Genomic DNA, 15,044 nt, shown 5'->3' with positions numbered 1-15,044 from the left:
CTGTGTGATTCGTGTTTTACTGCTCAGAAGCGCAGGGGCAGTGAAAGAACTGGTCGTACCACACCAGGAAGCAGTAGATGGTCCAGATGCGCTTCATGCCGCCGTTGTGGCCGGACTTGTGCTGCTCCAGCAGCTCCAGCAGGGCGTCCGTCTGGAAGAAGCGCTTGGCGTCGTCGCTCTCGAAGGCCGTCCGGATGCGCTGGTAGAAGCCGTCCTGGCGCATCCAGTCGTTCAGGGGCGTGATGAAGCCGATCTTGGGCATCTTGGCGGACTTCTCCGGCAGGACGCGGCCCGCCGTGCGGCGGAGGGCCACCTTGGTCATCTCCTTGGTGACACGGTACTCCGCCGGGATCTGCACCGCCAGCTTCAGCACCTCCCGGTCCAGGAAGGGCACCCGCAGTTCCAGGGACGCGGCCATGCTCATCTTGTCCGCCTTCTGGAGAATGTCGAAGGGCAGCCAGGTGCAGATGTCCGCGTACTGCATCCGCGTCACCTCGTCCTCCCCCGCTGCGTGGTCGAAGTAGGGCTTGGTGAGGGTGCTGGGCTCGATGGCGGTATAGCCCTCCGGCAGGTATCTGCCCAGTTCGGCGTACTGGAAGTCATAGTTGTTGCGGATATACCGCTTCTCCAGGGGCAGACGGCCCCGCATCAGGAAGCGGCGGCCGTGGAACTGGGGCAGCTTCTCCGCCGCGCCGCCCAAGGCGCTGCGGACGAACTGGGGCACCTTCATGTACTTCTCGAAGTCCAGGCACTCTTTATAATAATTGTATCCGCCGAACAGCTCGTCGGCGCCCTCGCCGGAGAGGACCACCTTCACGTGCCGGCTGGCCATCTGGGTGAGATAGTACAGGGGGATGGCGGAGGGATTGGGCAGCGGCTCGTCCATGTGGTACTGCACCGCCGGAACGGCGTCGAAGAACTCCTGAGCCGTGATCTTCCGGGTGATGCACTCCACGCCGATCTTCTCCGCCAGCTCCTCCGCGTGGTGCAGCTCGCTGTACTTCTCCTCGGCGTAGCCGATGGAGAAGGCCTTCACCGGCATATCGTCCCGCAGCAGACGGGTGACGTAGCTGGAGTCCACACCGCTGCTGAGGAAGCAGCCCACCTCCACGTCGCTGATGCGGTGGGCCCGGCAGGAGGCCCGGAAGGTCTCCTCGATGGCATCCTCCCACTGCTCCATGGTCTTGCTGCGGTCGATGTCGTAGCGCAGCTCAAAGTAGCGGCTGACGCGCATCTCCCCGGCGTGGTACGTGAAGCAGCAGCCCGCCGGCAGCTTGTACACGTTGGTGAACAGCGTCTCCTCGTTGGGGATATACTCCATGCAGAGATAGGTGGAGAGCCACTTCTCATTGAACGCCCGGTGGAAATTGGGATGGGCCAGGAAGGCCTTGATCTCGCTGGCGTACAGGAAGGTGCCGCCGTCCCGGTAGTAGTAGAAGGGCTTGATGCCGAAGATGTCCCGGGCGCCGAAGATCGTCTCCTCCTTCCGGTCGTAGATCACGAAGGCGAACATGCCCCGCAGCTTCTTGGGCAGTTCCTCGCCCCACTCCTCGTAGCCGTGGAGCAGGACCTCCGTGTCGGTGCGGGTGGTGAAGACGTGGCCCTTGGCCAGCAGCGCCTCCCGCAGCTCCTGGAAGTTGTAGACCTCGCCGTTGTAGGTGATGACCAGGTTCCGGTCCTCGTTGAAGATGGGCTGGCTGCCGCCGTCCAGGTCGATGATGGACAGCCGCCGGAAGCCCATGCCCACGTGATTCTCGCAAAAATAACCGTCGGAGTCCGGCCCGCGGTGGGCGATGCGGTCCGCCATGGCCCGGGCGGTCTCCTCCGGGGAATAGGTGATGTTTTCATCCAGAAAACCAACAAATCCGCACATGCAGCAAAGTACCTGCTTTCTTCTAAATATCAGCGGCTCAAGGCCGGAACTTCTTCCGCTGCTTCCACATGAAGTAGATGGGGTAGAGACGGCGGATCAGGTTGCGCTCGCCCTTATAACTCAGGGGATCGTGGACGCAGCCCTTGGCGTACAGCTCCTTCACCCGCTGGCGCAGGGCGTCGTCCTTCACATAGTTCATCAGGACGTCCTTGGGCACCACGGTGTACAGGCTGTCCTCATTGTCGGCGATGACCGGCTCGTCGTCGAAGTCCTTCTCGTAGATCAGGTCGTCCACGATCCACTTCACGGCGTTGAAGCCGCTTCCGGTGACATAAAAGTTGCTGCGGCCCAGGCGGGTGTTGATCTCAAAGAACCGGAAGGAGCCGTCCCGCTCGTCGTACTTGATGTCGAAGTTGGCGAAGCCGGTGTAGCCCACGTGCTCCAGCAACCGCCGGGCGTTCTCCATGATCTCCCGGTTCACGTCGTTGATGATGGCCACCGGGTTGCCCACGCCCATGGCGGCGTTGTCCTCCAGCAGCACGTGGCCGGAGGAGAAGAACCGCACCTTGCCGTGGCGGTCGCAGTAGCAGGTGAGGATGCGCATGTTGTAGTCCAGTCCGGGAATGGTGTCCTGGATTAGGAACTTGTAGTCATAGCCGCTGGCCCGGAGCTTGTCCAGCATGGCGGACAGCTCCTCCTCCGACTTCATGCGGAAGACCTTCTTCTTGCCCTCGAACTTGGCGTAGTGGTACGCCGCGGAGGAGGCGGGCTTGGCGATGACGGGATAGGAGAAGTCGAAATCCAGGGGCTGGGGGTCCTTGCAGTCATAGACGAAGGTCTTGGGATAGGGCACCCCCACCTCGTCGCAGATGCGGTAGAAGGAGTCCTTCAGCACCAGCCGGTTCAGCAGCTCCTCCCCGATGTAGGGCACCACGTAGTACTCCTCCAGCGCCGCCCGGTTCTCCACGATCATCCGGACATACCAGTCGCCGCAGGCCATCAGCAGCAGCTTCTTCCCCGGATACCGCTTTGCGATCTCGATGAGCCGCTGAACGAAATGCTCCTTGCTGTCCATGTCCGGCACCACGATGTTCTCGATGATGCTGGAGTGGGAGATCATGATGCTCTTGAGCATGCTCACCGCCACGCTCTTGACGCCGTATTCCTCATGGAAGCTGCGGGCCAGGCTGTAGGTGGTGATATCGCCGCCCAGAATGATGGGCAGGAACTCCACCGGCTGCTTCCCGGCGGCCTGTCCGCGGGTCGTCTCTTCTCTTTCCATACGTTCCTCCTGTATCTGCCGCGTCCGGCGGGAGCATCCTCCGTTGTAGAGGGCTCTGGCGGACGCATTTCCGTCCTGTGTTCCCGTGATGGTATTGTTGGGATTTTTTCACTGTTTCATACTTCTGTGGATCAGGGCAGTCCATTCCAAAAGAAAACCGTCGCGGAACCCCGTGAGAGGCCGTCCCCTGGGACAGCCGCGGCGTTTTCAGCAGTTTGACCATGTCCGCGGGCCCTCCTGGGCCCTGGGTTCCCATATCCGACAAAGCAGGTCAAGTACTGTTTATTCTACATCAGTACCGCCCAAATGGCAATAGTTCCGGCCGGAAATCTCCACTTTTCGGCCGTCTCCGCGCGAAGGGATCCCGCTTGCCTTTTTCATAGTCCTGTGGCATAATCATCACGGAACGGCCCCTGACGGGGCGGAATCTGATTTGGAAAGCAGGGAGAGTTCATGATGGACCGCACTGTGCCGCTGGACGGCATTGACCGGGAGATCAAAGACATTCTGTACGGCTATGTCAAGGCAGAGAGCATCACCTATTCCCCCGGAGAAAAGGACGCCGCCCGCTATTTTCTGGAGTTCTTCCGTGCCCAGCCCTACTGGCAGACCCATCCGGAGGACTGCGGCGCCACCCCCATCCCCGGCGACCCCTTTGACCGCGCCCCCGTCTTCGCCATGGTGCGGGGTGCCGGACCGGACACCGTGGTGCTGATGCACCACTACGACGTGGTGTCCGTGGAGGACTTCAAGCTGCTGAAGCCCCTGGCCTTCTCCCCGGACAAGCTGGAGGAGGAGCTGCGTAAGCTGTCTGGCACCCTCGCGCCGGAGGTGCAGGCCGACCTGGCGTCCGGGGCGTATCTCTATGGCCGGGGCGTCTGCGACATGAAGGGCGGCGGCTCCATTCAGATGGCCCTGCTCCGCCGGTACAGCGAGCTGGTCCTCCGGGACACTGCTGCCCTGCCAGGAAATCTGATGGTGCTGGCCGTGCCGGACGAGGAGAATCTGTCCGCCGGAATGCGGGCGGCGGCGCCGCTGCTGGCCCGTCTCCAGGAGCAATACGGCCTGCGCTACCGCCTGATGATCAACTCCGAGCCCCACCGGCGGTCCGACCCTGAGAAGGGCGTGTTCTCCCTGGGGTCCATCGGCAAGCTGATGCCCTTCGTCTATGTCCGGGGCTCCCTGACCCACGTCAGCAAGATCTTCGAGGGCTTCAATCCCGTGAATCTCATGAGCGAGATCGTCCGCCGCACGGAGCTGAACATGGACTTCTCCGACGCGGTGGCCTCCGAGGCTGCGCCGCCCCCCACCTGGCTCTATCTGCGGGACCGGAAGCAGGAGTACGACGTGTCGGTCCCCCTGTCCATTGCCGGCTGCTTCAGCGTGCTGACCATGAAGCAGACCCCCGCCGTGGTGTTGGAAAAGGTCCGCGCCATCTGTCAGGACAGCTTCGACGCCGTGCTGTCCCGGATGAACGACAGCTACGCCCGGTTCTGTGCCGCCGCGGGCCAGTCTCCGGCGCCCCTGCCCTGGAAGCCCGTCGTGACGGACTTCTCCACCCTGTATCAGGAGGCGCTGGCCGGCCACGGCGACGATTTCCGGACCGGATACGAGGCGGAGCTGGACCGGCTGGGCCAGGAGATGCGCACCGGCGGGAGGACCATGCTGGAGTGCAATTTCGCCCTGGTGGACTACGTCTGCAACTACGTGGACGATCCCTCCCCCCGGGTGGTGTACGGACTGATCCCGCCCTACTATCCCAGCACGGCCAATCTCTTTATGGAGGGCCTGGCACCGGAGATCGCCGGCATCCAGGACATCCTCAACGAATTCACCCAGCGGGAATTCGGCCAGACCTACACCAGCGAGCATTTCTTCACCGGCATCTCCGATCTCAGCTACGCCGCCGTGTCCGACGGTGCGGGCGTCGTCCGCGCTCTGGAGGACGCCATGCCCTTCTTTGGGAATCTCTATGACATCCCCATCGCCGCCATCGAGCAGATCTCCATGCCCTGCATCAACATCGGCCCCTGGGGCAAGGATCTCCACAAGATGACGGAGCGGGTGCTGAAGGAGGACCTGTACCACCGGACGCCCCGCATCATCCGGCACGCCATTGAGACTGTTCTGGGGATCGGATAAAACGGTTCGGAGAAGCAAACAGCGTGAAAAAGCCCCTCCGCCGCGAGACCTGCCTGCGGTGGAGGGGTCTTTCTCAGGGAAAAGGGCGTCCCCGGCGGGACGCCCTTTCATGTTCCTTATACAGATCAGATCAAGACCTCGCGGTACTTCAGCTTCTCCATGGTGGCCAGGAGTTCCTTCTCCTGCTCGGGAGTCAGGTTCTCCATGGGACGGCGCATCTTGGTGGTGGCGATGACACCCTCGTTCTTCAGGATCACCTTGTAAGCGGCGATATTGTTGATGGCGCACATGGTGGCGTTCAGCACGTTGGTGCGGCGCTGATACTTGGTGGCCAGGGCGTAGTCCTTGGCCTGGATGGCCTCCCAGATCTTGGCATAGTGCTCGGGGACGCACATGGCGTTGCCGGAGACGACGCCCTCGCCGCCCACGGCGCACAGGGCCTCAAACAGGTGGTCGGGACCGACCAGCACGCTGAAGGTCTCGTTGCGGACCAGCATGAACTGCTGCAGCTTGGTGAAGTCGGGCCAGCTGTACTTGATGCCCACCACGTTGGCGCACTTCTGAGCGATGGCCTCGGCGGTGGCGGGATTGATGTCGTTGACGGCGTTCTGGGGGATGCTGTACAGATACACGGGGAAGTCGGCGGGGACGGAGTTGGCGACAGCCTCGTAGAAGTCCACCAGACCCTGGTCGCTGAGCTTGTAGAACACGGGGGTGACCACGCCGATGCCGTCGGCGCCGATGGCCACGGCGTGCCGGGTCAGCTCGATGGTGTCCGCCAGATTCCAGGCGCCCACCTGCACGAACACGGGAACCCGCTTGTTGGTGTGATTCACCACGGTCTCAGCCACCAGCTTGCGCTCCTCAACGGTGAGATACATCATCTCGCCGGTGGTGCCGCAGGGATACAGGCACTGCAGGCCGTTGTCGATGCAGTGGTCCACCAGGTTCTTCAGGCTCTGGACATCGATCTTGTCATCCTCGGTGAGGGGGGGTAACGATAGGTACAACAGTTCCGTACAATTTCTGCATGGTAAAACATCCTTTCCAAATGGTTTTATTGCAGCGCCCTCCGGACGGAACAGCCCAGCCGGCGTCAGGACGGTCCGGCCCGGCATCCGCGTCCGCGGGCCCCTTTAAACGCCTATAAAATAGCATTTCCCGCCAAATTTTGCAACCGTGAATTTCCTTTCATCCCTTGCGGGAAGGCGCGAAGAAGCCTCTTTGCTCTCTCAGAAAAGGCTCCGGATGCGTTCCGTTTTTTTAAAGAAGAACGCGCACGGGATCGTTATCATCCAATTCGGCCAAAAACGCCCCGCCGATTTGTTGACCTGTACAAAATTATCCAGGATCGGCCGTATTACCGGGCTTTCGGGCACATTGAGCGGGACCCGGAGCCAAAACAGACTGAGCCGGGGAACCGCTGTTCCCCGGCTCAGTCCTCCGTCTCCTGTAATCGCCGGCTGTTGCGCCGGACCATGGCCTGATAGTACTGCCGGATGGCGTCCATCAGCTCCCGGGCCAGAGGGGAGAGATAGGCGCTGGTCTTGTACACCAGAGACAGCGGGATGGCCAGATCCGAGGAGCGCAGGTCGAAGCAGCACAGCTCCGGATACCGGTCCGCGTCCTCCCGGCCCGTCTCCACCAGGAAGCAGAAGCCCATGCCCTGGGCCACCAGCCGCAGCACCGTATTGTTGTTGGTGCTGATGAGCCGGTCGGCGAAGGTCAGCCGGTTCTTCTGGAGATAGTTCCCCACCTGCCGTCCCACCGTCAGGGTGTTGCTGAGGGAGATCAGCCGCTCCCCCTCCAGCATCCGCAGATCCGGTCCCTGGCCCTGGCGGCTCAGTTCCCGGAACGTCTCCGTCACCGGGTCGTCCCGGTGGGTCACCAGCAGGATGCGCTCATAGGCGATCATCTCGTTGACAAAGCCCTCCGGGATGCCGCCGGGGGCGGTGTTCATCACGGAGAAATCCACCTCGCCATCCTCCATCAGGGGATACAGCTCGCTGACGGGGAACTCGTGGAGGCTGACCCGGGCCTGGGGATGGCTGTCCAGAAAGTCCGGCAGGAGGTCCGGCAGCAGGATGCTGCCCCGCCAGTTGCCCACGCCTAGCCGGACGCTCTGGCTGCGGCTGACGCTCAGCTCCGACAGCTCGGACAAAAACCGCTGATATAGAAAGGTGCTGCTTTCCAGATAGTTCCGGTACAGCTCCCCCGCCGGGGTCAGGGCGATGGGCGTCTGCCGCCGGTCGAACAGCCGGACGCCCAGATCCGCCTCCAGCTTGGCGATGTGCTGGCTCAGGGACGACTGGGTGATGAACAGCTTGTCCGCCGCTCGGGAGATGCCCTTCTCCCGCACCACCGTGAGAAAATACTCCGGATTCCGGTTCTGTATCATGTCCGCTCCCCTCCCTGCCGGTATGGATTGTCTGCGCCGGTTACAGCGTCAGCCCGTAGGGCGCGCCCAGATCCCGCAGCTCCTGCACCACGGTGTCCGGCAGAGAGATGCCCTCCGCCAGATGCTTCTCCTTCTGCCGCAGGGACCGCTCGCCGGGGAGGAAGATCTCCTCCACTCCCGGCGCCCGGCGCAGCGCCTTGATCTCGCCGCTCATGCGGGCCACGCCCGCCCGGAACTCCGCCGGGTCGATGAAGTGGGCCACGTCGATGGCGCCTACGAAGTGGCCCACGCCCTGGGGATGCTCCATGTCGCCGTACAGGTCGTGGAGATGGGGGCCGAAGCCCGCGCCGCTGAGAACGCCGCTGAGGATGTCCACCACGATGGCCATGCCGCTGCCCTTAGGGCCGCCGATGGGGATCAGGGACCCGGCCCGGCCCGCCTTGGGGTCCGTGGTGGGATTTCCGTCGGCGTCCAGCGCCCAGCCCTCTGGGATGGACTTGCCCAGCTTCTCCGCCAGGATCAGCTTGCCCAGGGCCACCACGCTGGGGGTCATGTCCAGCACCACCGGCGTATCGTCGGAGGGCACCGCCACGGAGATGGGATTGGTGCCCATATAGGGCTCGGCGCTGCCGTAGGGGGCGATCTTGCCTGTGAGATTGGTGCAGGCGAAGCCGATCATGCCTTTGTCCGCCGCCAGTCTGGTATAATACGCCGCCGCGCCGAAGTGGTTGGAATTCCGCACCGTGGCGAAGCAGCAGCCCGTGTCCGCCGCCTTCCGGACGCACTGCTCCATGGCGAATTTGGCGCTGGGGGCGCCCAGGGTGTTCCCGGCGTCGATGGCCAGGGCCGACGGGCTCTCCCGCAGGATGCGGATGTTGTTGTCCCGGCTCACCGCGCCGCTCTGGATGCGCTGCAAATAGATAGCCATCCGGCTGACGCCGTGGGTGCTGACACCGGTGAGGTCCGCGTCCACCAGGACGTCCGCTACCGTCTCCGCGCAGCCCGCCTCCACACCGGCGGCCGTCATGACCCGCCGGCAGTAGTCCCGCAGGACCTCCGCCTGAAAGATCTCCATAGTAAGATCGCTCCTTCCGCTCTGTGGCTGATTTGTGATCGTATAGAGGTAGCGTATCAAAAAAACGTCTCGACGTCCAGTCCTGTTTTACTTATCTTCCCATAAGCAAATACAAATCTCCTCTCCGGGGGCCGCTTCCGGCTTCCACGGGTTTTCCGGCCGGAGGACATTACCGTTCGCTAATGGGCGGATTAGCAAATCAGACTTTTACTTTTCCCCATCCGGCGTGGTATGCTGACAGTGTAAACAACGTGTACGGCTGGAAAGGAGGCCCTTCCCTTGGCAACGATCCTCATCACCGAACAGATCGACCCCTCCGGCATCGAGCTGCTGGAGCAGGCCGGTCACACCGTCACCCGCATGGAGACCCGGGACCCCGCCGAGCTGGCGGAGAAGCTCCGGGACGCGGACGCCATGCTGGTCCGCATTCTGGACATTCCCGCGGACATCATCCGGAACGCCCCCCGGCTGAAGCTCATCTCCAAGCACGGCGTGGGGGTGGACAACATCGACCTGGACGCCGCCAGAAGCGCCGGCGTGGCGGTGTCCATCACGCCGGGAGCCAACAGTCTCTCCGTGGCGGAGCACACCTTGACGCTGCTGATGGCCCTGTCCAAGAATCTGATCTTCACCGCCTCTCAGTACCGGGACATCGGCTTCGCCGCCAAAAACGGTCCCACCGGTCAAGAGATCTCCGGCAAGACCCTGGGCGTCATCGGCTGCGGCCGCATCGGCAGCCGGGTGGCCAACATGGCCATGCACGGCTTCGGCATGCGGGTCCTGGTCTACGATCCCTACATCACCGAGGTGCCGGAGGGCGCGGAGCTGGTGACGGACCGGGACCGCATCTTCCGGGAGTCCGACTTCGTCACTCTGCATCCCGTCCTCAGCCCCGAGACCTTCCACTGTGTGGGCGCCCGGGAACTGGGGCTGATGAAGCCCACCGCCATCCTGCTGAACTGCGGCCGCGGGCCGCTGGTGGAGGAGCCCGCCCTCATCGCCGCTCTGGAGGAGGGCCGTCTGGCCGGCGCGGGCCTGGACGTGACGGAAAAGGAGCCCTGCGACCCGGACAGTCCTCTGTTCCGGATGCCCAACGTCATCCTGACGCCCCACTTCGCCCCCACCACCCGGGAGGCGGCGGTACGGGTGTCCACCATCGCCGCGCAGAACATCATCGACTTCCTGGAAGGCCGGGAATTCCCCGGCAGGATCGTCTGATCCCTCAAATATAGAAAGGAGCTGTCATTATGCGTCTCGCAACCATCAAACACGGCGGCGCGGAGATCGCCGGTATCGTCACGGAAAAGGGCGTGCTGCCTATCGCCGTCCTGAACGCCGTCAAGGGCACCGGCTGGAAGGAGGACATGCTGTCCCTCATCCAGGCCGGTGAGGTCCCCGCTCTCACCGACTGGTACAACAACGGCGGCAAGGCGGAGCTGGAGGCCATTCCCGGCCTGGTCCCCGCCGCGGAGGTGGTCTACGCCCCCCTGTACCGGAATCCCAAGCGCATCTTCGGCATTGGCCTGAACTACGTGGACCACGCCGGAGACATCGGCTCCGCCGCCCCCACCGGCTTCCCCGGCAGCTTTTTCAAAATGCCGGACACCCTCATCGGCCCGGGCGATGACATCAAGCTCCCCACCCTGAAGGAGGCCCAGAAGACCACCGCCGAGGCGGAGCTGGGCATCATCATGGGCAAGGACTGCCGGGACGTGTCCGAGGAGAACTGGCAGGACGCCATTGTGGGCTACACCACCATCCTGGACATGACCGAGGAGTCCATCCTCAAGGGCAACGACTACGTGAAGGGTAACCCCCGCTATCTGTGCATCGTCAAGAACTTCCCCACCTTCTTCTCCTTCGGTCCCCAGCTGGTGACCCCCGACGAGGTCCCCGACGTGCTGGCCCTGGAGGTCCAGAGCGTCCACAACGGTGAGGTCTACGCCAAGAATGTGGTTGCCAACATGACCCACCGCCCCGCCCGTCTGGTGTCTCTCCACAGCAGCATCCAGGGCTGGTACGCCGGCGATATCCTGTCCACCGGCACGCCCCGGGCCTTCCACATTCAGGACGGTGACATGGCCGAGTGCCGCATCTACGGCCCCGACGGCTTTGAGATGGCGCCCCTGGTGAACCCCGTGGTGGATCTGAAGCTCCATCCGGAGCAGGCATAAAGTCTGGGTTTTCCCCCATATCACGCAGAATCTGAAACTATCAGGAGGTAATCATTATGGATCTCGGTTACAAGGATAAGGTCGTTGTTGTTCTGTCCAGCGGCGCAGGCATCGGCAAGGGCATCGCCACGGAGATCGCCCGGGAGGGCGCCAAGGTGGTCATCTCCACCGCTCCCGCGTTCCAGGCGGATCTGGAAAAGGCCCAGGCGGACATTGAGGCGGAGACCGGCAACAAGCCCTACTGCTACTACTACGACGTCATGGACGACGCCAGCATCACCAAAATGATCGACGACGTGGCCCGTGATCTGGGCGGCGTGTACGCCCTGATCAACCACTGCCCCGGTCCCAAGGCGGGCAGCTTTGAGACCCTCACTGAAGCCGACTGGGCCGACGGCTACCAGAAGTGCCTGCACAGCTACATGACCTCCATCCGGGCCGCCATTCCCTACATGAAGGCAGCCGGCGAGGGCCGTATCCTCAACAGCACGTCCTCCTCCATCAAGCAGGCCCTAGACAACCTGATCATCTCCAACACCTATCGTCTGGGCGTGGTGGGCATGAGCAAGAACCTGGCCCGGGAGCTGGGACAGTACGGCATTCTGGTGAACACCATGGGCCCCGGCCGGGTGTATACCGACCGCATCAAGTACCTGAACACCATCCGCGCCGAGAAGGCCGGCATCACCGAGGAGGAGTACACCAAGCGGGACAGCGCCAGCTTCCCCCAGAAGCGCTATCAGACCGTGGAGGAGTATGGCCGCACCGCCGCCTTCCTGTGCAGCCCCGCCAACACTGGCGTCTCCGGCCAGTACCTGCTGTGCGACGGCGCCATGACCACCGCTTACTGATTGGCTCCATACCGGCGCGGAACAGTCTTCCGACTGCGCGCCGGGCCGCTGCGGAACCCATATATTTCCCTAGGACCCGCCGGATTTTCCGGCGGGTCCTCATTTTGTTTCCATTCTCTGAAAATTGCGTCAGGACCGGTGCGAATAAAAATTCTCTCCCTGCAGTCTTGCTGTTCTGAGCCGCGGATTTTGAATCTTGGAAAAAAATAACGGCTTTTTGCCGCTTTCCCAAAAAAGCCGCACCATTTCCGGCGGAATCCCCCTGCAGGCCGCGGGCCGTCTCCTGTCCGGCGGCTGGATTTTAGCCGCTTAAAGTGCCGTTTTATGCGAAAATTTGGGATTCCTGTATGTTTGGGCAATTTTTTGCCGCTTGATTTTCCCAAAAGTTCGTATTATTATACACTCACAAAACAGTGCGGCCATTTTTCAGGATTGGCCCGCACTGTATCATACACTCTGAAGGGAGAAAGAACATGAAAAAATTGTTCAACCGTTTACCGCTCTGACAGTGGCTCTGCTGCTGGCGGCGGCAAACATCGTCAGCGCGTCTGCATGCACAGGAGTGTACGCGGGCAGCGACGTCACCGACGATGGCTCTGTCTATTATGGCCGCAGCGAGGACTTCGGTCCCAGCTACAACAAGATCTTCGAGATCGTCCCCGCCGCCGACCACGAGGAGGGCGAGATGCTCCAGGAGAACTGGTACGGCGAGCCCGACTTCATGATGCCCTATCCGGCCCACACCCTCCAGTACTCCATCATGCGTGATGTGAGGGCGGCATGGGGCATTGAGGGCTCCGACGACATTCCCTACGCGGAGGCCGGCATCAATGAGTACGGCGTTTCCATGTCCGCCACCGTCTCCACCTATCACAACGACAAGATCACCGCTGTGGACCCCCTCTGCTGGGATGAGGACAACCTCCCCGAGGACTTCGAGTACTTCAGCGGCATCAGCGAGTACGCCATCGGCACCGTGATCCTCCAGAGCGCCCGGACTGCCCGGGAGGGCGTCCAGATCCTGGCGGACATCGTGGATGAGTACGGCGCCGCCGAGTGCAACGCCATCTTCATCGGCGACAGCGACGAGGTCTGGTACTTCGAGATCGTCTCCGGCCATCAGTACGCCGCCGTCAGAATGGATCCCAGCAAGGTCTCCGTGGTGCCCAACATGATGATGATGGGCCAGATCGACCTGAACGACACCGAGAACGTGGTGGCGTCCGAGAATCTGATCAAGGTGGCCCAGGACGCGGGCTGCTACATCACCGAGGACCCCGAGAATCCCAACTCCATCCACATCGCCAAGTCCTACTCCGAGGGCAATGTGGCGCACAGCACCTACAGAGCCTGGATGGGCATGAACCTGCTGAATCCCGAGCTGGCTGATACCGTGGATCCCAGCCCTGTGGCGGACTGCGAGTCCTATCCCAACGCCGACGGCAAGTCCGCCGAGGGCCCCTTCTATCTCCAGTTCGACCCCTCTGATGAGCTGAACGGCAAGATCGACCTGAAGACCATGATCCAGGTGCTCCAGGCCCGGGGCGAGGGCACGGCGTATCCCGCCTCCGAGGGCTATTATCCCATCGCCAACAACCATCAGGCCGAGGATCACATCTTCCAGATCCGCCAGGATCTGCCCGCCTCCATTGCCACCATCCACTGGCAGGCCATGGGTCCCGCCGAGTTCTCCATCTTTGTCCCCTTCTACACCGCCGCCATGAGTCAGACTCCGGAGATCTACCACAACGAGTCCGAGGACTTCACTGAGGACTCCATGTACTGGGTGTTCGATGAACTGGCCATTCTGTGCAACGAGAACCGTGACACCAACGTGGACGACGCCGTCCGCGCCTACTTCTCCGACGTGCAGGACAGCCTGATCGTCCAGCAGAAGACCGTGGACGCCAGGATGCAGGCTCTGGCCGCCTCTGATCCCGAGGCCGTCACCGACAAGGCTGAGGAGTTGGCCAACGACATTGCGGAGCAGGTCTACGCCATCGCTCTGAACACCCTCCATGAGCTCCAGGCCTATCTGGACTCCGAGAGCGAGGAGGACTTCGTTCTGGAGTCCACCGATCTGCCCGACTACAAGTTCGCTGCGCCCACCGGTTCCTACAAGGGCGGCTCCGGCGGCGGCAGCACTTCCGGCAGCAGCTCCTCCGCCAGCAGCATCTCCGTTGTGAACACCGATAACGGCACCGTCACCGTCAGCCGCAAGACCGCCAGCCAGGGCAGCACCGTCACCATCACCGCTGCTCCCGACGAGGGTTATGCGGTGGATGACGTTGTGGTCACCGATGCCAGCGGCCGTGAGTTGACCGTCACCGACAAGGGCGACGGCAAGTACACCTTCACCATGCCCTCCGGCGCCGTCAGCGTCAAGGCCGTGTTCGCGGCAGCGGAGGAGCCCGCCGCTGAGGAGATCTGCCCCAGCGCCGCCTTCACCGATCTCAGCGCCGACGCCTGGTATCATGAGGCCGTGGACTACGTGCTGGCCAACAGCATGATGAACGGCTTCGCGGACGGCACCTTCCGTCCCAACGCCCAGCTGTCCCGCGCCATGCTGGCCCAGATCCTCTACAACAAGGAAGGCCGTCCCGCCGTCTCCGGCACCGCCGCCTTCTCCGACGTGGCTGCGGACGCCTGGTGCGCTGACGCCGTGAACTGGGCCGCCACCAACGGTCTTGTCACCGGCTATGCCGATGGCAGATTCGCCCCCAACGATAACATCACCCGTGAGCAGATGGTGGCCATCCTGTACCGCTACGCGCAGTTCAAGGGTCTGGACGCCGTCACCCTGGCGGAGAACCTGACCGGCTTCGTGGACGAGGCCCAGATCTCCGCCTACGCCATCCCCGCTCTGAACTGGGCCGTTGGTCAGGGTCTGATGAGCGGCAAGGACGGCAGCCGTCTCGCTCCCAAGGACAACGCCACCCGTGCTGAGGTAGCCAAGGTCCTGATGAACTACTGCGAGATCGTCGCACAGTAACCGGCGAATCCAACCGCAGCAAACCGAACGGCCTGAGAGAGCGATCTCTCAGGCCGCAGCCTGTCGAAAAACCCGGTTGCGCAATTAGGCGGCAACCGGGTTTTCAGCACATATTCGGGAAAATAGAATCGAAAATAGGAAATGGGCGGGTCTGTCCCAAATTCTGTGTAAACACCGAAATGCGGTGCAAATAGAGCAAAATATATTCAAGGTGGAAGTGGTGCAAGCTGCTGCCGCCTTGTTTTCAAAATAACAGT

Annotated in this window: 10 protein-coding genes; 5 read left to right on the top strand and 5 right to left on the bottom strand. The window is 62.3% G+C overall.

Annotated elements, in window-relative coordinates; translation table 11 throughout:
- Positions 1-16 precede the first annotated feature (16 nt).
- Positions 17-1,873, bottom strand: a complete 1,857-nt coding sequence (gene asnB, locus ACTNBU_RS04355; protein WP_441031215.1) for an asparagine synthase (glutamine-hydrolyzing) — start codon at positions 1,871-1,873, stop codon at positions 17-19.
- A 37-nt stretch (positions 1,874-1,910) separates the two neighbouring features.
- Positions 1,911-3,155 (bottom strand): carboxylate--amine ligase, encoded by a 1,245-nt coding sequence (locus ACTNBU_RS04350; RefSeq protein WP_441031213.1) that lies wholly within the window; start codon positions 3,153-3,155, stop codon positions 1,911-1,913.
- 453 nt (positions 3,156-3,608) lie between these two features.
- On the opposite strand from ACTNBU_RS04350, the gene ACTNBU_RS04345 reads away from it, so the two are divergent.
- Complete coding sequence (locus tag ACTNBU_RS04345; RefSeq protein ID WP_441031211.1) at positions 3,609-5,297, top strand: M20/M25/M40 family metallo-hydrolase; 1,689 nt, start codon at positions 3,609-3,611, stop codon at positions 5,295-5,297.
- Positions 5,298-5,422: 125 nt separating this feature from the next.
- Here ACTNBU_RS04345 and ACTNBU_RS04340 read toward each other — a convergent pair whose 3' ends face one another.
- From ACTNBU_RS04340 to ACTNBU_RS04330, 3 genes are all read right to left on the bottom strand, one after another.
- Entirely contained in the window at positions 5,423-6,307 is an 885-nt protein-coding gene (locus tag ACTNBU_RS04340; RefSeq protein ID WP_441031209.1) for a dihydrodipicolinate synthase family protein, read from the bottom strand.
- A gap of 425 nt (positions 6,308-6,732) precedes the next feature.
- Complete coding sequence (locus tag ACTNBU_RS04335; RefSeq protein WP_441031207.1) at positions 6,733-7,695, bottom strand: LysR family transcriptional regulator; 963 nt, start codon at positions 7,693-7,695, stop codon at positions 6,733-6,735.
- 40 nt (positions 7,696-7,735) lie between these two features.
- The gene (locus tag ACTNBU_RS04330) at positions 7,736-8,770 is read right to left on the bottom strand and encodes an Ldh family oxidoreductase (protein WP_441031205.1); all 1,035 of its coding nucleotides are present in this window, start codon (positions 8,768-8,770) and stop codon (positions 7,736-7,738) included.
- 279 nt (positions 8,771-9,049) lie between these two features.
- Here ACTNBU_RS04330 and ACTNBU_RS04325 point away from each other — a divergent pair, with 279 nt between their 5' ends.
- The 4 genes from ACTNBU_RS04325 (at position 9,050) to ACTNBU_RS04310 (ending at position 14,787) form a co-directional block, all read left to right on the top strand.
- Positions 9,050-9,988: a hydroxyacid dehydrogenase gene (locus ACTNBU_RS04325; RefSeq protein ID WP_441031204.1), complete on the top strand. Its 939-nt coding sequence runs from the start codon at positions 9,050-9,052 to the stop codon at positions 9,986-9,988.
- 29 nt (positions 9,989-10,017) lie between these two features.
- The gene (locus ACTNBU_RS04320; protein ID WP_441031202.1) at positions 10,018-10,944 is read left to right on the top strand and encodes a fumarylacetoacetate hydrolase family protein; all 927 of its coding nucleotides are present in this window, start codon (positions 10,018-10,020) and stop codon (positions 10,942-10,944) included.
- 56 nt (positions 10,945-11,000) lie between these two features.
- Positions 11,001-11,795 carry an SDR family oxidoreductase gene (locus ACTNBU_RS04315; RefSeq protein ID WP_441031200.1) on the top strand — a complete coding sequence of 265 codons (795 nt, stop codon included), beginning with the start codon at positions 11,001-11,003 and terminating at the stop codon, positions 11,793-11,795.
- A 508-nt stretch (positions 11,796-12,303) separates the two neighbouring features.
- Positions 12,304-14,787 (top strand): C69 family dipeptidase, encoded by a 2,484-nt coding sequence (locus tag ACTNBU_RS04310; protein ID WP_441031198.1) that lies wholly within the window; start codon positions 12,304-12,306, stop codon positions 14,785-14,787.
- Positions 14,788-15,044 lie beyond the last annotated feature (257 nt).

It is taken from the genome of Dysosmobacter sp. HCP28S3_G4 (assembly GCF_052065175.1).
Lineage (GTDB): Bacteria > Bacillota > Clostridia > Oscillospirales > Oscillospiraceae > Oscillibacter.
This window is presented reverse-complemented; position numbering and strand designations above follow the sequence as displayed.

Coding starts and splice junctions, on each gene's coding strand:
- asnB (WP_441031215.1), bottom strand. CDS start 1,873: ATGTGCGGATTTGTTGGTTTTCTGGATGAAAACATCACCTATTCCCCG.
- ACTNBU_RS04350 (WP_441031213.1), bottom strand. CDS start 3,155: ATGGAAAGAGAAGAGACGACCCGCGGACAGGCCGCCGGGAAGCAGCCG.
- ACTNBU_RS04345 (WP_441031211.1), top strand. CDS start 3,609: ATGATGGACCGCACTGTGCCGCTGGACGGCATTGACCGGGAGATCAAA.
- ACTNBU_RS04335 (WP_441031207.1), bottom strand. CDS start 7,695: ATGATACAGAACCGGAATCCGGAGTATTTTCTCACGGTGGTGCGGGAG.
- ACTNBU_RS04330 (WP_441031205.1), bottom strand. CDS start 8,770: ATGGAGATCTTTCAGGCGGAGGTCCTGCGGGACTACTGCCGGCGGGTC.
- ACTNBU_RS04320 (WP_441031202.1), top strand. CDS start 10,018: ATGCGTCTCGCAACCATCAAACACGGCGGCGCGGAGATCGCCGGTATC.
- ACTNBU_RS04315 (WP_441031200.1), top strand. CDS start 11,001: ATGGATCTCGGTTACAAGGATAAGGTCGTTGTTGTTCTGTCCAGCGGC.